Source organism: Priestia sp. FSL R5-0597, assembly GCF_038006305.1.
In the GTDB taxonomy this organism is placed as follows: Bacteria; Bacillota; Bacilli; order Bacillales; family Bacillaceae_H; genus Priestia; species Priestia zanthoxyli.
Genome location: NZ_JBBOUZ010000001.1, coordinates 3,112,050 through 3,129,681 on the forward strand (window position 1 = coordinate 3,112,050; position 17,632 = coordinate 3,129,681).

The 17,632-nt window shown below is 39.0% G+C and carries 21 protein-coding genes; 9 read left to right on the forward strand and 12 right to left on the reverse strand.

Translation table 11 applies throughout. The features are described from left to right. Window positions 1–23: 23 nt before the first annotated feature. From MKX72_RS15985 to MKX72_RS16000, 4 genes are all read right to left on the reverse strand, one after another. Window positions 24–869 (reverse strand): N-acetylmuramoyl-L-alanine amidase, encoded by an 846-nt coding sequence (locus tag MKX72_RS15985; protein ID WP_033580557.1) that lies wholly within the window; start codon window positions 867–869, stop codon window positions 24–26. 271 nt (window positions 870–1,140) lie between these two features. Continuing rightward, a complete protein-coding gene (locus MKX72_RS15990; protein WP_155007959.1) occupies window positions 1,141–1,764 on the reverse strand; it encodes a LysE family translocator in 624 nt (207 codons plus the stop codon). Window positions 1,765–2,192: 428 nt separating this feature from the next. Next, window positions 2,193–3,836, reverse strand: a complete 1,644-nt coding sequence (locus MKX72_RS15995) for an APC family permease (RefSeq protein ID WP_047750503.1) — start codon at window positions 3,834–3,836, stop codon at window positions 2,193–2,195. Window positions 3,837–4,219: 383 nt separating this feature from the next. Beyond that, entirely contained in the window at window positions 4,220–4,777 is a 558-nt protein-coding gene (locus tag MKX72_RS16000) for a thioredoxin family protein (RefSeq protein WP_028414434.1), read from the reverse strand. 351 nt (window positions 4,778–5,128) lie between these two features. Between MKX72_RS16000 and MKX72_RS16005 the strand changes: the two genes are divergently transcribed. From MKX72_RS16005 to MKX72_RS16015, 3 genes are all read left to right on the forward strand, one after another. Beyond that, complete coding sequence (locus MKX72_RS16005) at window positions 5,129–5,260, forward strand: hypothetical protein (protein WP_013057845.1); 132 nt, start codon at window positions 5,129–5,131, stop codon at window positions 5,258–5,260. A 343-nt stretch (window positions 5,261–5,603) separates the two neighbouring features. Next, complete coding sequence (locus tag MKX72_RS16010) at window positions 5,604–6,737, forward strand: processed acidic surface protein (RefSeq protein WP_155007957.1); 1,134 nt, start codon at window positions 5,604–5,606, stop codon at window positions 6,735–6,737. A gap of 1 nt (window position 6,738) precedes the next feature. After that, window positions 6,739–7,464 carry a class D sortase gene (locus MKX72_RS16015; protein ID WP_155007955.1) on the forward strand — a complete coding sequence of 242 codons (726 nt, stop codon included), beginning with the start codon at window positions 6,739–6,741 and terminating at the stop codon, window positions 7,462–7,464. Between the two features lie 29 nt (window positions 7,465–7,493). On the opposite strand, the gene MKX72_RS16020 is transcribed toward MKX72_RS16015, so the two are convergent. Continuing rightward, window positions 7,494–8,285, reverse strand: a complete 792-nt coding sequence (locus MKX72_RS16020; RefSeq protein ID WP_033580552.1) for a sulfite exporter TauE/SafE family protein — start codon at window positions 8,283–8,285, stop codon at window positions 7,494–7,496. Window positions 8,286–8,597: 312 nt separating this feature from the next. Between MKX72_RS16020 and MKX72_RS16025 the strand changes: the two genes are divergently transcribed. Both MKX72_RS16025 and MKX72_RS16030 read left to right on the forward strand, forming a co-directional pair. Beyond that, the gene (locus tag MKX72_RS16025) at window positions 8,598–9,167 is read left to right on the forward strand and encodes a GNAT family N-acetyltransferase (RefSeq protein ID WP_013083913.1); all 570 of its coding nucleotides are present in this window, start codon (window positions 8,598–8,600) and stop codon (window positions 9,165–9,167) included. Between the two features lie 191 nt (window positions 9,168–9,358). Continuing rightward, window positions 9,359–9,574, forward strand: a complete 216-nt coding sequence (locus MKX72_RS16030; RefSeq protein ID WP_165573214.1) for a hypothetical protein — start codon at window positions 9,359–9,361, stop codon at window positions 9,572–9,574. On the opposite strand, the gene MKX72_RS16035 is transcribed toward MKX72_RS16030, so the two are convergent. Then, window positions 9,567–10,391: a 5'-nucleotidase, lipoprotein e(P4) family gene (locus tag MKX72_RS16035; protein ID WP_028414438.1), complete on the reverse strand. Its 825-nt coding sequence runs from the start codon at window positions 10,389–10,391 to the stop codon at window positions 9,567–9,569. The two genes, MKX72_RS16030 and MKX72_RS16035, sit on opposite strands and share 8 nt — an antisense overlap. A 417-nt stretch (window positions 10,392–10,808) precedes the next feature. On the opposite strand from MKX72_RS16035, the gene MKX72_RS16040 reads away from it, so the two are divergent. After that, complete coding sequence (locus MKX72_RS16040; protein WP_028414439.1) at window positions 10,809–11,441, forward strand: YitT family protein; 633 nt, start codon at window positions 10,809–10,811, stop codon at window positions 11,439–11,441. A 40-nt stretch (window positions 11,442–11,481) separates the two neighbouring features. Here MKX72_RS16040 and MKX72_RS16045 read toward each other — a convergent pair whose 3' ends face one another. Then, window positions 11,482–12,480 (reverse strand): NADP-dependent oxidoreductase, encoded by a 999-nt coding sequence (locus tag MKX72_RS16045; protein WP_028409240.1) that lies wholly within the window; start codon window positions 12,478–12,480, stop codon window positions 11,482–11,484. A 128-nt stretch (window positions 12,481–12,608) separates the two neighbouring features. Between MKX72_RS16045 and MKX72_RS16050 the strand changes: the two genes are divergently transcribed. Further along, window positions 12,609–12,836 (forward strand): hypothetical protein, encoded by a 228-nt coding sequence (locus MKX72_RS16050; RefSeq protein WP_013057853.1) that lies wholly within the window; start codon window positions 12,609–12,611, stop codon window positions 12,834–12,836. Between the two features lie 88 nt (window positions 12,837–12,924). On the opposite strand, the gene MKX72_RS16055 is transcribed toward MKX72_RS16050, so the two are convergent. Continuing rightward, window positions 12,925–13,359: a hypothetical protein gene (locus MKX72_RS16055; protein WP_033580550.1), complete on the reverse strand. Its 435-nt coding sequence runs from the start codon at window positions 13,357–13,359 to the stop codon at window positions 12,925–12,927. Window positions 13,360–13,610: 251 nt separating this feature from the next. On the opposite strand from MKX72_RS16055, the gene MKX72_RS16060 reads away from it, so the two are divergent. Further along, a complete protein-coding gene (locus MKX72_RS16060) occupies window positions 13,611–14,069 on the forward strand; it encodes a GyrI-like domain-containing protein (protein WP_047750500.1) in 459 nt (152 codons plus the stop codon). 28 nt (window positions 14,070–14,097) lie between these two features. Here the strand turns inward: MKX72_RS16060 and MKX72_RS16065 are convergent, their stop codons facing one another. Both MKX72_RS16065 and MKX72_RS16070 read right to left on the reverse strand, forming a co-directional pair. Further along, window positions 14,098–14,571, reverse strand: a complete 474-nt coding sequence (locus MKX72_RS16065) for a hypothetical protein (protein WP_033580548.1) — start codon at window positions 14,569–14,571, stop codon at window positions 14,098–14,100. Between the two features lie 98 nt (window positions 14,572–14,669). Further along, the gene (locus MKX72_RS16070) at window positions 14,670–14,795 is read right to left on the reverse strand and encodes a hypothetical protein (RefSeq protein WP_016764808.1); all 126 of its coding nucleotides are present in this window, start codon (window positions 14,793–14,795) and stop codon (window positions 14,670–14,672) included. 304 nt (window positions 14,796–15,099) lie between these two features. On the opposite strand from MKX72_RS16070, the gene MKX72_RS16075 reads away from it, so the two are divergent. Then, window positions 15,100–15,984, forward strand: a complete 885-nt coding sequence (locus MKX72_RS16075; RefSeq protein ID WP_033580547.1) for a YitT family protein — start codon at window positions 15,100–15,102, stop codon at window positions 15,982–15,984. Window positions 15,985–16,022: 38 nt separating this feature from the next. On the opposite strand, the gene MKX72_RS16080 is transcribed toward MKX72_RS16075, so the two are convergent. Together MKX72_RS16080 and MKX72_RS16085 are read right to left on the reverse strand one after the other, a co-directional pair. Continuing rightward, a complete protein-coding gene (locus MKX72_RS16080) occupies window positions 16,023–16,781 on the reverse strand; it encodes a cytochrome c oxidase assembly protein (RefSeq protein WP_049165493.1) in 759 nt (252 codons plus the stop codon). Next, window positions 16,774–17,256, reverse strand: coding sequence for a DUF2243 domain-containing protein (locus MKX72_RS16085; protein ID WP_033580545.1), 483 nt, complete (start codon window positions 17,254–17,256; stop codon window positions 16,774–16,776). The genes MKX72_RS16080 and MKX72_RS16085 overlap by 8 nt, the downstream gene beginning before the upstream one ends. Window positions 17,257–17,632 lie beyond the last annotated feature (376 nt).

Consider the following 17,632-nt stretch of genomic DNA (forward strand, 5'->3'; position numbering starts at 1 on the left):
GTCATCTTTTTTATTTACAGATATTAAACAGCGGGAATGATAATTTGCTGCCCAATTTGCAGTTTGGTAGGATCTACGCTGGGATTTGCATCCTGCAGCTGCTGAACAGTCATATTATACTTCTTTGCAATGCTATAGAACGTATCTCCTGCTTGTACAGTATACGTAGTGACAGGAAGAACAATCTGCTGCCCAATTTGCAGTTTGGTAGGATCTACGCCGGGATTTGCATCCTGCAGCTGCTGAACGGTGATATTATACTTCTTTGCAATGCTATAAAACGTATCTCCAGATTGAATGGTATAGAATGTAACGCTAGTAGAAGGTAAGTTTAAATACGCAGCAATTCCACGCGCGTGTGCTTCTCCCACTTCACGAAGAAACGTCGCGTTTTTTAATTTTTCAGCGTCGGCTGTTGTATCGATAAACAAGTTTTCAGTTAAAACAGCAGGCATATTTGTTTCACGCAGTACAGCATAATTAGCTGTTTTTAAACCGCGATCTGCAATCGTTCCAAATTTGCGCATGGTTGGTAAAATCTCTGCATGAAGCTCTTTTTGTAAAAGAGAAGATTGACTTCCCTCTTGTGATGGATAGCGATACGTTTCAAATCCAGTACCTCCGCCGGCATTAATGTGCATCGAAACAAATATATCTGCTCCCCATGCATTAGCTCGGTTCGCTCGATCTGATAATGAAACGAACACATCGGTTGAACGAGTTACTTGAACATCTACTAAATAGTTATGCTCTAAATACGCCCGCGCGTGTAATACAAGCTGCAGCGTAATATCTTTTTCACGCAAATTATTTCCTAAAGCGCCTGAATCTGTACCGCCGTGCCCTGCATCTAGCCATACTTTTTTCATGTGAACCTTTCCTTTCAGCCATAATATGAAAGAACTTGGGGTTAACACCGGCTTTGTCCGATGTTTTATCTCTCATTCTATATATATATGTAAGTGGACAAGAAGGGTTCGTCCTCTTAAAGGTTAGAGAACAATAACTTAAAAAACTGGATTTTACCATAAACATAAAAAATCCGAACGAATTGGATTTATCGTTCGGATCTCCCTTTAACTAACCTATGTCCACGCCTCTTAATAGAGATAAAAAGCAGGTTCGCCATCTTATCTTCTGCTATTTCTCACTAAAAGCAATTTTTAAGCCAATAAGCGTAAAGATAGAGCCTTGCACGAGATTAAGCCGCTTAGACAGCGCCGGAGATTTTCGCAAAAACTCCCCTACTTTCCCTGCAAATAGACTAATTAACGTAAAGATAATCAGCGCTTGAACTAAAAACACAGCTCCATAAACAAGCATTTGCTGCGTGGCGTGTCCGGTTGAATGATTAACAAACTGAGGTAAAAGAGCAAGAAAAAAAAGCGAAACTTTTGGATTTAGCAGGTTCATAATCACTCCTTTTTTATATAGCATCTTGTACTCAACGGCTTCTTTATTTTCAACAGCGAGAGCGGAATCTTTGGCTGTAAACGTCTTATAAGCCAGATATAATAAATAAGCTGCCCCAGCGTATTTGACAATAGCAAATGCTAAAGCTGATTGATAAATAATAGCCGACAGGCCCAACGTTGCCGCTGCTATATGACCAAGCAAGCCCGTGCAAAGACCTAATGAAGTCGAAATCCCTGCATATTTACCGTTTGATATGCTTTGTGCTAAAACAAATAAGTTATCAGGACCAGGCATAACCGTAAGCAAAGCGGCTACACCTAAAAAAGAAGTGATTGATACGATATCCATAAGCCGTTCTCCCCCTGCATGATTTTGCCCACCATTATAGCATTTTTTACTATCTAGTATTCAAAAAAAGAAAATTTATCCATAAAAAAAGGCTGGGACATAACTAAATCAATCTAATCTAAAGACGAATAAATTGTATACATGAGCTGAGCTGCTTGTTACACCGCTGTTGATTTCCGTGCAAGGCTTCGCTTTCCGCGGGCGGACGCTGAGCCTCCTCGTCGCTTACGCTCCTGCGGGTCTCATCTGTTCCGCTTTTCCCGCAGGAGTCTTCGCCTTGTCCTCCAATCAACTGCTAGAAGCAATTGAAAACATGAAATCTATCTTCAACATAACAACAAAAAACACGAACTACCAATTAAAAAATAATTAATAGTTCGCATTTGACTTTAACTGAAATACTTTTGTCCCAGCCTCATTTTTACTACTTATTTAATTTGTTTTTCTATAACTTGCTCTTTAGCCGAGGCAGTCTGTGCTTCCGCTTCTTTCATTTCATTATTAACATGAATTGCTTCTTTTAAATACTCTGTTTTGTACCCGCTTTTAAGTGCCCAAGCATAAAAGAAAAGTGCAACAATTGCAATAAGACCCATATCCCAGCCGTATTTAATAATATTGAGTCCCCCGAATTTTTCACTTCCTATCCAGGAGATTGTCATCATACATAATAAGTAGACAATCATCCAAACGCCAGCTCGGAAGTTTTGACCAAAGCCTTTCCATTTTGATTTCGCTTGGTAATAAAAATAAATTGGCAAACCAATTAAAATAATAAATAATACCTGTCCAGTTAACGGCCATCTCGCCCAGTAAAGAGTAAGTGAAGCAAAAATAAAGCCAAGAGGCGCTATTACATTTAACCCTTTTATACGTAAAGGTCTATAAAGATCGGTCCCCGTTTTTCTTAACGTCATAGCTGTGATAGGACCAGTAAGATATGAAATTAACGTAGCTACAGAAATAATTTCGGCTAAAATTCCCCAGCCTCTAAATAAAAATAAAAAGATGAATGAGACAAATAGATTAAAAAACATGGCTTGACGAGGAACGCCGTAAAGCGGATGAACTCGTCCTAGTATATTCGGCAAGTATTTATTTTTTTCCATACCATAAATCATGCGTGACGTGGTAGCTGTATACGTAATACCTGTTCCAGATGGCGATACAAACGCATCGGCATATAAAACAATAACAAGCCAGTTAATATTTAGTGCAATCGCTAAATCGGCAAACGGCGAATTAAAGTTCAGATGACTCCATCCTTTTACGATTTCTGAAGGATTTACCGCTCCAATAAACGCAATTTGAAGCAATACATAGATCACGGTTGCAATCAAAATGGATCCTACCACGGCAATTGGAATAGAGCGTCCCGGATTTTTCGCTTCTCCCGCCATGTTAATAGGGCTTTGAAAACCGTTAAAAGCAAACACAATCCCAGACGTAGCAACAGCTGTCAACACGCTTGCCCATCCATTTGGAGCAACGCCTCCTGCAGAGGAAAAGTTTCCGCCGTGAAATCCTGCAAATAAAAGAGCACCAATTGTAAGCCCTGGAATCACAATTTTAAAAACGGTAATAAGTGAGTTAGCTTTCGAAAATAAGCCTACCGTCCAATAATTTAAAAGAAAATAAATGATTAATAGCCCTGTAGCAATAGCCAAGCCTTTTCCAGTAAGAATCCCGTTTTCTACTAAACTCCCTGTCCATTTCGCCCACTCCCACGGCCATGAACTCATGTACTGAACAGAGGCAACCGCTTCAACAGGAATAACGGATACAATGGCAATCCAGTTTGCCCAAGCCGCAATAAAGCCAAGAAATGAGCCGTGTGAGTACTGCGTATACTTAACCATACCTCCTGCTTCTGGAAACATCGATCCTAGTTCACTGTAAGAAAGAGCTATAAATAAAATAACAACCATTCCAATAATCCAAGAAGCAATTGCTGCAGGGCCTGCAATTTGAGCAGCTCTCCATGCCCCAAACAGCCATCCTGATCCAATAATAGATCCAAGGCCGACCATCATGAGAGAAAACGTTCCCATTTTTCTATGTAAGTTATTCATGTATCTAACACCTTTCTTCTATATATTCTGAGAAGTGAGCTATTAAGCGCTTTCATTAAATTTAAAAAATAAAATTCATTTTGATCTCTAAAAATGCTGCTTAAAAGTACTAACCAAAAGCTTTTACATTCATTCACCCGTCCCCCTTCTTCATTTATTATTTGCTATTATATCATCATCAAGTTAAAAAAGTACGCGTTTTGAATAAAAAATATTTTTATTTTTAGAATTTTGTGCGTTTCACCAATTAAAAGTGCGCGTTTCGAACACTAACATTTATAAAAGCAGCCTTTTCATTAAAGTGATATACAAACGATTTTGCTGCAATAACCAGAAAAAAAGCAGGGTAAAATGAAGCGTTCATTTTACCCTGCTTTTTTAAATTATTTTACAACAGCTAACACTGTTTCTTTGAAGCTATTATAAACATACGACCAAAGAGCCGGTTCTTCTTTATATCTTGTTCGTAACGCAGAAAAGACTTCTTTTTGCTTTTCTTCAAACGAAGGATCTTCCTTTGAAGGAAGTTCGGCGCGAAGCTCATCCACGATTTGCTGAACTTCAGGAGCACGAGGACCCCATTTACCTAGTAAATTTCCTTCATTATTAAAAATTAAAATAATCGGAATAGCACGGCCGCCGTTTGTTAAGTGACGATCAATTAATTCGGTGTCCGCATCGCGCAGTGCAACACGCACATCGATACCGGCAGCTTCAGCTACTTTACGAATGATTGGGTTAATCATCATCGCATCTCCGCACCAATCTTCCGTAATCGCTAAGAAGTGAAGCTTGTGAGCTTTTAATTTGTCAGCCAGTCCATCTTTAGGAAGCTGAAATTGTTCATAAACAGCTAAACTTTCCTCTTTTAATGTACTCATATCGTTCATATATGTTTGAATTGATTTTCCTTCTTCAAAATACTGCTGTTCTGTTTTCATCAAGATCCCTCTTTCTTTTTTGTATACGAATAGATGAGATATCCAATCTCGTTTTCGTCTTTTCTATACGCACTACTAGTATAGCTTTTAAGCACCATGAATCAAAATATAAAAGTCTGCGTGCTCATTTTGATCATGTTTTTTTATTCTGCGACGGAATTCATAAAACTTCAATTTAAAAACAGCACATTGAGATGTTATAAAAAAAGAGAATGGGGTACATGTACACTATCAATGTAACAAATTTTAAATCTTTGTGAATATTTGAGAATGTTTATTGTGTAACCGTCATCTTTTGATTATGATAATGATATGTTAGCTACTTGACTAAATATGGAGGATGAGGCGAATATGAATCAATCCCCGCATGAAAAGCGAAAAAAACGCAAACAGTTTGTAGAACGTTTAAGACTAAAAGGAATTAAAATAGAGCTGACAAAACCGCGCTCTCACTTTTCTTCACTATCCTTACTAAAATCATAACTCGTAGCCACCTTTTTCTAAAGCGGAACGGTATCGAATTTCAACTATCTATGCTAATGCTTACATATCATTTCAAAAAGAACAGCTTCTAAGTGCTGTTCTTTTTTGATGTTTCTTTATATTTCTGCTTTGTCAAAAAAAGTATAAACCTTTTTCTTTATTTTCCCCTTTTTTCTACCTAGGTCTTTCCGCTCCCTTCCATATGGTATTCTCAAAATATATAGTTCTATAAATACCTTAAATTACCACTATATTCAAGGTATATATAATATAAGTATATATTGTAAATTTATAACTCTTACTATATAATCTTGTAGAAAACGTAAAAAAAAGGAGAAAATTGATGAAAAAACTGGGGGCAATTTTATTATCATTTCTGCTGTTTGTTGGCGTATTTCCAACGTCTTCATTCGCAGCCGCGTCAACATTTGACGCAGACTTCAACAAATATTTAAAATCGGTAAGCCAAACGCGAGGTTTTGAAGTAACCAAAGACGACGTTGAATATTCACTTTCACTGTATGACGATAGTCTTGAAAACTACGATACAATCGCAGATTTAGAAGATTTTTTAGGTGAACCGATTGCAGCTGACTTACATAACGTGCAAGATTTGTATGCAGATTTTGACTTAGACAAAACAAGCTTAAATGCGTTATTAAAAGAAAACGGCCAAAGCTTAGACGACTATGTGTACCTAGATGATTTATACGATGATGTCGGCTTCTATCTAGAAGGCGATGACTGGTATGAAGATGATGAGTCATATGACGAAGAAGACACTTCTTACGATGATGAATTAAGTGAAGAAGATTTAAGCGGCTTACTATCATTTATGCAGTCTGAATTAGGCTTAACTTCAGAAGAGTTAAATCGAATTGAAGCACATTTTACATCGTTAGAAGATGAGCTTTCAAATGAAGCAACGCTTAACCGCTTAGATCAATTAGGCGAGCGCTTAGCGGCATTCGAAGATTTTGATACAGCAACAGAATTATCTGCTGATCAAATCGCTGAATTAATGTCTATTTATAAAGAAATGCTAACAATCTTCCATTTAGACGCTAAATTTTCACTTGTACAAGGTGGAAATGAAAGACCGCTTTCTCTTACTGATTTAATCAACTTAGAAGAATTAAAAAATGCAAGTCTAAAAATTTCTCTTTATACAACAGACGGTAAATTTTTAGCAGACATGGTGATCACAGGCGATATGTTTAATTCTGATATCATCACAGACACAGGAAAAGAAGTAGAAAAATCTGCTGAAGCTGTATCAAAACCAGCTCAAGCGCAAAAACCAGCAGTAGAAAAGAAACAAGAACCTGTGAAGAAACAAACGAATGGCGCTGTACAAAAAACGGTCAAAGGTGCAAAACTTCCGGAAACGGCTTCTAATTATGTAACCAATACATTAATTGGATTAGTGCTTGTAGCAGCTGGCTTTGTTCTTTTCCGCAAAGTGAGACGCGCATAAAATGGAACCAAGAAAAACAAGAAGAACAATCAATCGTAAAAAGCGGTTGATTGTTCTTTCCCTTTTAGCCGCTGTCATCTGCTTTGGTCTTTGGTTTACAACAACAAACGCCTATAAATTTGCAAGAGGCTATTTGGCATTTAAAACAATGGATACAGAAGAACCAGCCGCAGCTTCAGTCTCTAAAAGCAAGGACTCATCAACAGCAGACTCTTCTGCTGAAGCTTCTTCTGTTGATCCCAAAAAAGCGGTACACTCTCGTACTGCTAGCTCAGAAAAAAAGCCAAAAGTGTCAAATGTGTCTTATCCGAAACAGCCAAAAATCGGTGATTTAATGGGAGAACTATATATTCCTAAATTAAATGCGAAGCTGCCAATTTATCACGGTACGAACGAAGATGAATTAGAAAAAGGCGTCGGTCATTTTGCGGGAAGCGTGCTGCCTGGTCAAAACGACAATTCTGTTCTATCAGGACATCGCGATACGGTTTTTCGTAAGCTTGGCGACGTGGGTGAAGGCGATTCGCTTGTGGTAAATACAGCAGCAGGCACCTTCACATACAAAGTAAACAAAGTACGAATTGTGGATGCGGATGACCGGACCGTTATTGTGCCAAAACCTAGAGCCACTTTAACCGTCAGCACCTGTTATCCATTTAACTACGTTGGTTCAGCACCTGAACGCTATATTTTAGTCGCTCACCTTGTTGCATCAACAACAAAATAAAAAAGCTGCCCTTAAAGAGGCAGCTTTTTTTAATGAATAGATTTCATTAGTAAATCAAACCATATTTTCAACGAAGTCGCCGTAATAACGACTGCTAAGATCACTTGCAGCGACGCTACCTTCGTCTTTTGCCCGACAAAAGCGCCAATCGGAGCTGCTAGTAAGCTTGCTCCAATAATCATAAGCGCCGGAAGCAAAAGGACTTGATGCGTCATTACTTTACCGAATGTTGTTCCCATAGACGAAATAAACGTCACGGCTAATGAGCTTGCAATCGTTACGCGCACAGGAATTTTTAACACGGTAATCATAATAGGAACAAGTAAAAATGCGCCTCCTGCTCCGACAATTCCCCCGCAAATTCCAACTAAAAACGCCAGGGCTGCTGCCAAAGGTTTTGAAAACGTCACTTCGAATGAATCGGCCGCTGGATTATTTTTTTTGGGCATAAACATTAATCCTGCAGCAATTGTTGCCATCACGCCGTAAATGAAATTGATCATTCCTTCTGAAAACGAGTTTGATAGCGTTGAACCAATGAGACTACCAACTAAGACACTGACGCCCATATATAAAATTAACGGTTTATTCAAATAGCCGCCCTTTTTATAAGCAAGAGCTCCTGAAACAGACGCAAACAGCGACTGCACAGCTCCTATACCAGCTACTTCGTGCGCGCTGAATATTCCCACTCCTACAAGAGGCGGAACAAATAGCAACAGCGGGTACAAAACAACTGACCCTCCAATTCCAAGCATACCTGCTAAAAATGACCCGAAAAACCCGAGTGCAAATACCGTTATTAATAGTTGTACATCCATGTTTTTACCACCTGCTTTTATCAATCCAATATCATGTTTGTTAGAAAGTATGTATACATACAACGCCTTATCTCTTCTTCCATTGTATCACTGTATATGCTTCTTTTCTGTAAAAACATTGATAAAAGTGCTTTCAATTATTAATTTTTTTAATCATTAAAATCCTATCGACTTTATGCGTTATTTACGTTTAGCTCAAACTTCCTCGTTCTCCGCTCTGCTACTTGTGGTAGAATAAAGAAAAACTAGATGTTAGAACTGCCTACACGCTACGCTTATCTCAGCAGGCCCATCATCACAGGAGGCTTTCGTATGTTTGAATACAAAATTGATGACGAAGTTAGTTTGCATTTAATTGAATCAACTGACGCTTTCCCCTTGCTTTCTCTTATTAACGAGTCAAGACCTTACCTAAAAGAATGGCTCCCATGGGTAGATAGCATGCAAAGTATTGCTGACTATGATGAACTCATCCCTGAATGGAGAGCTCAATACTATAATAACCAAGGGTTCCAGGCGATCATTCGGTACTACGGAGAAATCGCCGGAATGATTGGTTTCCACGGAATTAATTGGGGAAATAAAAGTACAAGTCTCGGCTATTGGATTGGACATGATTTCCAAGGGAAAGGCATTATGACAAGAGCCGTACACGGATGCCTGAATTATGCATTTAATACGTTAAACCTTCATCGAGTCGAAATACGCTGCGGCGTTAATAATGAAAAAAGCAAAGCCATCCCTACGCGTCTAGGTTTTACAGAAGAAGGCATTTGCAGAGAAGGTGAATATCTATATGATCACTACCACGATCTTGTAATTTATGGCATGTTAAAACACGAGTGGAAGCAAGCTCCTTATGCTCCGTGGCTTCTTTCTTAAAAAGCAGGATCATTTGTACAAGCTATCGTTTAAATAGGGTATAGTAAAAAGATTAAAAGAAGCTGGGACAACAATATGTGAGTTGAAGAGAAATCCGAACGAGGTTGATTCTTAATGAAGAATCAACCTCGTTCGGATTTTTTATTGTGATGCTGAACACAGGTTTCATTTAATGCAGGTGATACCAGCTGGTGATTGGAGGGCAAGACGAAGACTCCTGCGGGAAAAGCGGAATAGATGAGACCCCGCAGGAGAGAAGCGACGAGGAGGCTCATCGGCCGCCCGCGGAAAGCGAAGTCTTGTACGGAAATCAACAGCGGTGTAACAAGCGGTTCAGCTCATGTATCCAATTTGTTCGCCTTTTGATTGGAGCGATTTCGTTATGTTTCAACCTATTTTTTAATTAAAATATTGAAGCTGTTCGCGGCGAAGCTTATCTTTTTGTTTGTCCGAAATTGAGTAGTCGTAGTTATAAATAGCTCCTTCCCAATCTCCATACATTGGATTTGGAAACACAATTAGTTTTTGACCAAATGCTTCTTTTTGTTCTTCTACAAGCTTATTTCGATCGTTCATCGACTTTTTATCAAAGCCGCTAAAATCAGATAAGTTATCACCAAACAGCAGGACTACATTATGATTCGTCGCTACTTTTTGACGGCGCGTTTCTTTTCCTTCGTCTTTTGGACCCGTCAACAGCACATGGTCTTTGGTTGCTTGAGGAATATGTAAATTCTTTAGGTTTTTAATTGTTGCCTCAAGCTGAGAAGTTGTACGGCCTGAAATGTAGTAAATATCTACACCTTTTTGATCTGCATACGTCAAGAAATCGACAGCACCTGGCACTGCTTTCGCTTTTGCTGCTTGCACCCATTCATCCCACTTATAAGGGAATCCTTTACCCGTTTTGATCGCTGAAGCTTGAAATGGGCTATTATCAAGCACGGTCTCATCTAAATCCAAAATAATGGCAGGCTTTTTATCGGTACTTTTTGCAAGCGCCTCATCTAAACGAAGCTTCCCTGTATTATAGCCTTGGTAATACAAAGCTTTCATTTCGCCGGATGTCTGGTACCAAGCGTCCGCCATAATTTGCTGATCAGCTAGATTTTGAACGGGTTCTTTTTTCTCAGCAGAAACCTCTTTTTCCTGCTGAGGGGCACATGCTGTAAGCGAAAAAGCAAGTACAGCCACCCCTGTCAACGCTGATAATTTCTTATTCATTTTGCATCCACTTCCATCTCTACATATTTTCATGCTAATAATGTTATATATTACCTCAATCAAACAAAAAATCAACACAAATACGAATAATATTTTAATTAATAATTAAAATAGTTCGTTTTAACTGATATTCCTTCCCTTTTTTTGACCATTATCCAAATATTTGTTTATACATTTTCCAAAATCCGTTTTTCTCATTCTTTCTTTTTAATCTTTTTTTAGAAACATATCGGCTTATCACTCATTTGCTCCAGAAGAACTCAATAAATCTGAATTATCTAACTTTTTATCTTGTGTTAGATTCTCTCACAAAAGTGCTTTTTTTTGAAAAGATATATAGTAAAATAGATTTTGTGAATTAAAAGACGGTGTTTTCTATCGAAAGTATTGTATAAATATACAAAAGGGGATGGAGATATGAATCACGTAAAACAATGGGGATGGATTACCTTTGGCTGCTTATGCGTTGCCATCGGAATTCAATTTTTAACCGCTTCTAACCTCGTTATTGGCGGAACGGCAGGACTTGGCATAGTGCTGCAGCATTTAACCGGTATTTCATTTGGGGTATTGTTCTTTATCATCAATCTACCGTTTTATTTTATGGCTCTTACGCAAATTGGACTGCAGTTTACGATAAAAAGCTTCATCAGCGTTAGCTTGATGTCAGTGATGTCCGATTTATTAGCTGCGAACTTTTCATTTGCGCTTCCGCATCCACTTGTAGCCGCGGTTATGGGCGGCATTATCGTCGGCATTGGACTAATCTTTTTGTTTCGCCACGGCTCTTCTCTTGGCGGAATCAACATGCTATGCGTGTTTCTTGATAAGAGATTTGGCATTAATCCAGGTAAAACAATGCTTTTGACAGATGTGTTGATTGTAGGCTCTGCAACAGTGGTATTCGGCGTAGTTCAAGTTCTTTATTCGTTAATTGGTATTTTCATCATGACAGGACTGCTTGGACGCTATCACAAACGCTCGCCAATCGAACGAACGGGTGAACATATTGAAGAAGAAGCCAAACAACAAACGGCTTCAACTATGTAAAAAAACCGTGCGGAAATGATCCCGCACGGTTTTTTTACGCTTATTCTGCTACTTTTACAAGCTGTTTTCCTAAGTTTGCCCCTTCAAATAACCCAAGAAACGCTTCAGGTACATTTTCAAAACCTTCTACAACGTTTTCGCTGTACTTGATTTTCCCTTGCTGCACCCATTCGCCTAACTGCTTAATGCCTTCAGGGAATTTGTCAGCATAGTCGGCTACGATAAACCCTTTCATTAGCGCACTGTTAATTAATAAAGGTGTTTGAACACGTGGTCCAACATCTTGTTTTTCTAAGTTATACAGTGAAATTTGGCCGCAAAGCGGAATGCGCGCAAATTTATTTAATAAGCTAACAACTGCATCTGAAATCTCGCCGCCGACGTTTTCAAAGTAAACATCAACTCCATTAGGACACGCTTCTTTCAATGCTTCTTTCACATTTCCTTTTTTATAATTAATCACTTCATCAAATCCGAGCTCATCTTTTAAATAAGCAATTTTATCTTCAGAACCTGCGATGCCGACAACACGTGCGCCTTTAATTTTAGCTATTTGACCAACAACAGATCCAACAGCACCTGCTGCACCGGAAACGACTACTGTTTCGCCTTCTTTTGGCTGACCGATTTCAAGCAGTCCAAAATAAGCTGTGAGACCAGGCATACCAAGAACGCCGATAGCCGTTGTAATTGGCGCTAGCTCTGGATCAACTTTCTGTAAGTTTTTTGCTTCTGCGGCTGAATAGCGTTTCCAAGGAAGCATACCTGTCACGATATCGCCTTCTTTAAAGCGATCTGATTTTGATTCCGTTACGCGTGCTACAATGCCGCCTGCAAGCGGTGCGTTTAGCTCAAATGGAGGAACATATGATTTTGTATCGTTCATGCGTCCTCTCATATACGGATCAACAGAAAGGTAAAGTGTTTGAACAAGTACCTCGCCTTCTTTCGCTGTAGGCATTTCAATTTTTTCGTATTTAAACGTATCTTTTGTTGGCATTCCCTTTGGGCGTTCTGCTAATAAAATTTGTTCATTCATCGATATCGCTCCTTTTTATTTCTCTGTTTTTTGTAAAATGTGCTAAACTTACTTTTGTTATTTTAAATTATATATTGTGCACAACGCAAAAAATATGATTGTGCAATAACACCGAAGGAGAAAAAGACATGGAGCTAATTCGCTGTAAAGAAAATGTTGTTAAAAAACTAAACGAGTTTGTTGAAGTAACTCCCCCCGTTATTTTGTTTAAAAAAGGCAATATGTATCCGATTAAAATGGATATCAACTATAACTGGATTGCCACGGATGAACAAGGTCATGAGCATATTGTCGCTTCAAACACAAAGAATGTGCAGGACGACTACTGGTTTAGCTACCATTTTGACTTATATTAAGGAGTTTCCCGGATTTACTCTTCGTAAACGTTATATAAATAAAGTGTTGCATCAGTAAAAAAACAGCGCCAGAATTTTGGCGCTGTTTTTATGTAGTAATCGCAATTGCACGGGTAGTCGTTTGAACGCTCACCCCAGTTGAAGAACGGACAAAAAATTCCATTCTGACTGAGTACGTGTATGTGCCAATTGATGCTACTGTATCTACCCATGTAAAAGAAAGAGCATTTTGCTGAGTAAATGACAGTGTTAGAACGGCTGCAGCTCCTTGCTGTAAATTCTGTGAAAACAAAAGCTGAGAATTTCTATATACTCTAAGTGTTACCCCGTATTGATAACTAGTTAATCCAAGAGGAATGTTTGCTTCAATTGTCGCAAACCCATCTATTTTCATCTTCTGATTGTTTTTTTTCGTCTCAGCATTTACTGTTAAAATGCTTGTTTCAGAACCGTAAGTCAACGACTGAACGCTTTGAGACTGCGATGAAAATATATTCAGCTGGCTTTGAATCACGTCTCCCATTACTTTCCCTCCCTTTATTTATATGGAATATACGGTAATAAAGTATATACTTACCTTTTAGTTTACATGACTAAGAGTTCAAAGACCTCCTTAAACCAGCTTGTTAAAACTATTTCTTAATTCACAAAAGCTGGCTACTGTAATGTTCCATTTTCTGCATCGATATCTACTTAAGATTATGTTACAATCACGGTAAAGTAATTTATGATTGATAGAATAAAAGCTAGAGCTTGAAAAATTCGAGGTGGATTATGCAAGGTAAAGTTGTATACAAAGAAGGATTTTCAGTGATAGGCATAGCAAAAAACGGAGAGTATCAAAAAGAGAATCTTTTGAAGCAAATACTTAAAGAAAAAGAAATGATTACTTCTTCAAAAGAACCTCATATGATTACAGGCATTTGCATGGCTCCGAAAAGAGAAAATTATTTTTATATTGCAGGTACAGAAGTGGCTGATACGGCTTGTATTCCAAGCGGTATGAGCGTTCATACGTTTCCTTCGTTTACATACCTGCAGTTTAAACACAGAGGTCCCATTACATCGCTTGGGTCGACGTATAACAGCATCTGGAATGAATGGCTGCCGAACTCTCCTTACAGCATGATTGAAGGTCCTGCTCTTGAAATTGTAAATACAGCTATACACGGCAATTTATATAGTGATACATATGAAATGGATATTTATATTCCCATAAAGCTTGGACATTAAAAAAGGTGAACTTACGTTCACCTTTTTCCTATTTTTGCAGCTGTTTATATAAATGATAAAGAGTAAAAACGCACTCTGGATGACGCTCTTTATGGTTAAAAAAGCCATGGGGAAACATGAGTGAAAGATTCCCTTTTTCAATTCCGGTCACATACTTGTTTTCCATAAGCGGATATTCTTTCACAACCCAGCGCGCTTCATCAATCGTAGACGTAACCACCTCACCAAAGTATACGCCCATACACTCTTCGAATTCTTCTTTTGTCATTGAAAAATAGTCAAAGCGATCGTCGTCTTCTAGATCATAGTAAAGAAGCTCTAATATTTTCAAACTTTCATCTGTAAAATCAACGGTGAATTCAGCTACCGCTTTGCTTATTTCATGAATGTGATTCATGCACTGTTCGCGCACTTGATGATAGTAATAGCTAGCTTCAAACTGATGTTCACACGTCACTAGCGATTCTCCGTATGATGCTGTTAGATCATGATGCTTGCTCATGCTGACACCTCCACGCTAAGCTTATGGAGCAAGTATAACATTAACCAAGCTACTATTGAGCATCTTCCATTAACAACCTATTCGCGGCAATATTAGGTTCACTTCTTACTCATTATTCTGCCGTACACAAATCCTCCGCTAACAAGAAGAATACCGCTAATTAATACGCTGCTTAAAAAGATTTGCGAATGCATCAAGTGATTATACATCATCCACACGCTCATTTCGTCATCTCCTTTTGGCCTTTTTTAACTAGTATCCCCGATTTTCTTGCCGCACATGCCGGCATTTTCATCATTTTTTCATCAAGCCTCTATATAGTGAAAACTGTGAAGCCAATCATACTTTTCTTCATCGTTTTACTCCTTAAAAAGCCTGCTTATGACTCTAAAGCAGGCTTTTTTTATAGGTTGAAACAAGTAATTAAGCCGTCTATCCCCACTAATTGTGCATAGTAAGGTATAATTAAAGATAGTTTCACTTTTCTAAAGTGAGAAATACATAGGAGACATCAAAGGAGACATGCAAATGACAGAACTCGAAAAAGCGAAAATTCAGCACCGAAAGCTGTCCAAGGGACAGGTATTCGGTAGGGCTATCGCTATTGCGATCGGTGCCCTGCTCATGGCCACAGGACTTGAAATCTTCCTTGTTCCAAACCACGTTGTCGACGGAGGAATTACCGGTATTTCCATCATGCTTTCGCATATTACCGGCGTAAATCTAGGAATCTTTCTTTTTGTACTAAATCTTCCGTTTGTATTTATCGGGTACAAGCAAATGGGAAAAACATTTGCCCTTTCCACTATTTTTGGCATACTGGTTTTATCCATCTTAACTTCTAGGTTTCACCATGTCCCCGCGTTTACCGCAGACGTTCTCCTTGCTACCGTTTTTGGAGGGATTATTCTCGGAATTGGAATTGGACTCGTAATTCGCTACGGCGGAGCGCTTGACGGTACGGAGATACTTGCCATTTTAATCAGTAAAAAAATTCCGTTTTCTGTAGGAGAAATTGTAATGTTTTTCAACTTCTTCATTTTAGGAGCAGCGGGATTTGTGTTCACGTGGGACCGCGCCATGTATTCTATCCTTGCGTACATCATTGCGGCTAAAGCCATTGATACAGTTGTAGAAGGATTGGAAGAATCAAAATCAGCTTGGATTATTAGTGATCATTCTGATGACATCGGCGATGCGATTAATGCGCGTCTAGGTCGAGGCGTTACCTATTTGCACGGTGAAGGTGCTTATACGGGCGATGATAAAAAAGTGATTTTCTGCATCATTACGCGCCTTGAAGAATCAAAGCTAAAAACCATTGTTGAAGATTTTGACCCTACTGCCTTTTTAGCCGTTGCAGATATTACCGAAGTCCGCGGCGGACGTTTTAAAAAACGAAACATTCACTAAAAAAACGCGCAGAAAGCATGATGCTTTCTGCGCGTTTTTTATGTAAAAGAGACTTTTTGAACCCGCTTAAACCATTCATAACAAAGAAGTAAAATTAAACATAAGTCGATTAAATCGCCTCCGTAATACATCAGCATAGCCCCTTGCTGCGCCTCTTCTGCCGAGACGTGCATAGGCGGGTGAGCGTACACATATTTTGATAAAATACCGTGGGCGGCAAGAGCAAGAACCAATACGGACGCTCGGTGCGTAAAAGCTTTTTGATGCGGCGAAGGATCAATTGAAATCATCGATACGGTGAACAAATAGCCGGCTAAAAATACGTGAATATGTACAGCGACATGCACGAAAAAAGAGTGATGCATCATGCCATACAGACTTGTTGTATAAAGAATCCAAAGTCCTCCTACGTTAAGAACAGAAGCTGTCACCGGACTGCTGATGAACCGAACAAACCGCCCTTTTAAAAGTTTTGACACCTTTCTGGCTGCATGAACCGGAAGCGTGCGAAGCAGCAGTGTAAGAGGTGCTCCTAACGCCATTAAAAGCGGAGCTAGCATACCTAAAAGCAAATGCCCCGTCATATGCGCGGTAAAGTCCATATGAGCACGAGCTGCGAGCGGTCCTGCTACAGAAGATATGGCGCATAAAATACCAAGTGTCCAGCTGGACGTCCTATATAATGACCATTTTCTATACGTTGCATTTGAAGACGTTACAGCCCACACGTATAAAAAAAAGGCAGCGACAAAAGGCAAGGCTAATAAAAGCTGAGATAGTACTTCATATTTAATCATGATGTGCACCTTGTTTACGTGTAAACCATGTTAAAACGATGCCAATAAGCAGCATCAAACATGCAAGTACATTCCACGTAATGTCGTAAGGTGCAATCTTCACTCCGTACCGAATTTGGTGAAGGCCCATAAGCTTATGCTGAACGGTCCCGTCATAAAGCTGAAACGCCCCGGCTCCAAGCAATATTCCTCCTATCCACCTTTTCACCCACCAGCCGCCCCGGCGCCTTAGATCTGCCACCATAAAAAGTGATGCGATTGTAGCGAACCAGCTGAATGCATGAAACAAACCGTCTGACACTAAACCAGCGGACGTTGTGGACTTATCATAAAAATGATGCCAATGAAGCAGCTGATGAAACACTGCTTCATCAATAAAAGCAACTAACCCTACGCCAAACAAAAAGCCTGACCAGCTATTTCGAGCGCGGTGAACCACGCGCTGATTTGCAGTTGCTTCGTGCTTCTTTTCCATATATATATCCCTCCCTGCCAGTTCTTTAAGTTTATATCGATTCTAATGAACGTATACCCTATTAAAGAGAAATGAATCTATAATATGGAAAAATAGGAGCTATATCCTAACCTCGTTTTCATTATCTTTTCACCATAAAGGTATAGGATAGTATTTGCGAAGCCAATTAGCATATTTTTTCATAGTTTTACTCCCTTTCTAATGACCTGTTTCCCCAAAGCAGGTCTTTTTTATATCCCGCTTCTCTTTTCACCATTTTTTCACCATAAAGGTATAGGATAGTACTTGTGAAGCCAATTAGCATATTTTTTTCATAGTTTTACTCCTTTTGAAGACCTGCTTCCCCAGAGCAGGTCTTTTTTTATATCCAGTTTCT

Coding starts and splice junctions, on each gene's coding strand:
- MKX72_RS16070 (WP_016764808.1), bottom strand. CDS start 14,795: ATGAGCGTGTGGATGATGTATAATCACTTGATGCATTCGCAAATCTTT.
- MKX72_RS16055 (WP_033580550.1), bottom strand. CDS start 13,359: ATGGGAGACGTGATTCAAAGCCAGCTGAATATATTTTCATCGCAGTCT.
- MKX72_RS16050 (WP_013057853.1), top strand. CDS start 12,609: ATGGAGCTAATTCGCTGTAAAGAAAATGTTGTTAAAAAACTAAACGAG.
- MKX72_RS16060 (WP_047750500.1), top strand. CDS start 13,611: ATGCAAGGTAAAGTTGTATACAAAGAAGGATTTTCAGTGATAGGCATA.
- MKX72_RS16005 (WP_013057845.1), top strand. CDS start 5,129: ATGAATCAATCCCCGCATGAAAAGCGAAAAAAACGCAAACAGTTTGTA.
- MKX72_RS16065 (WP_033580548.1), bottom strand. CDS start 14,571: ATGAGCAAGCATCATGATCTAACAGCATCATACGGAGAATCGCTAGTG.
- MKX72_RS16080 (WP_049165493.1), bottom strand. CDS start 16,781: ATGATTAAATATGAAGTACTATCTCAGCTTTTATTAGCCTTGCCTTTT.
- MKX72_RS16045 (WP_028409240.1), bottom strand. CDS start 12,480: ATGAATGAACAAATTTTATTAGCAGAACGCCCAAAGGGAATGCCAACA.
- MKX72_RS16015 (WP_155007955.1), top strand. CDS start 6,739: ATGGAACCAAGAAAAACAAGAAGAACAATCAATCGTAAAAAGCGGTTG.
- MKX72_RS16075 (WP_033580547.1), top strand. CDS start 15,100: ATGACAGAACTCGAAAAAGCGAAAATTCAGCACCGAAAGCTGTCCAAG.
- MKX72_RS16010 (WP_155007957.1), top strand. CDS start 5,604: ATGAAAAAACTGGGGGCAATTTTATTATCATTTCTGCTGTTTGTTGGC.
- MKX72_RS16025 (WP_013083913.1), top strand. CDS start 8,598: ATGTTTGAATACAAAATTGATGACGAAGTTAGTTTGCATTTAATTGAA.
- MKX72_RS16085 (WP_033580545.1), bottom strand. CDS start 17,256: ATGGAAAAGAAGCACGAAGCAACTGCAAATCAGCGCGTGGTTCACCGC.
- MKX72_RS16035 (WP_028414438.1), bottom strand. CDS start 10,391: ATGAATAAGAAATTATCAGCGTTGACAGGGGTGGCTGTACTTGCTTTT.
- MKX72_RS16020 (WP_033580552.1), bottom strand. CDS start 8,285: ATGGATGTACAACTATTAATAACGGTATTTGCACTCGGGTTTTTCGGG.
- MKX72_RS15995 (WP_047750503.1), bottom strand. CDS start 3,836: ATGAATAACTTACATAGAAAAATGGGAACGTTTTCTCTCATGATGGTC.
- MKX72_RS16000 (WP_028414434.1), bottom strand. CDS start 4,777: ATGAAAACAGAACAGCAGTATTTTGAAGAAGGAAAATCAATTCAAACA.
- MKX72_RS16040 (WP_028414439.1), top strand. CDS start 10,809: ATGAATCACGTAAAACAATGGGGATGGATTACCTTTGGCTGCTTATGC.
- MKX72_RS15990 (WP_155007959.1), bottom strand. CDS start 1,764: ATGGATATCGTATCAATCACTTCTTTTTTAGGTGTAGCCGCTTTGCTT.
- MKX72_RS15985 (WP_033580557.1), bottom strand. CDS start 869: ATGAAAAAAGTATGGCTAGATGCAGGGCACGGCGGTACAGATTCAGGC.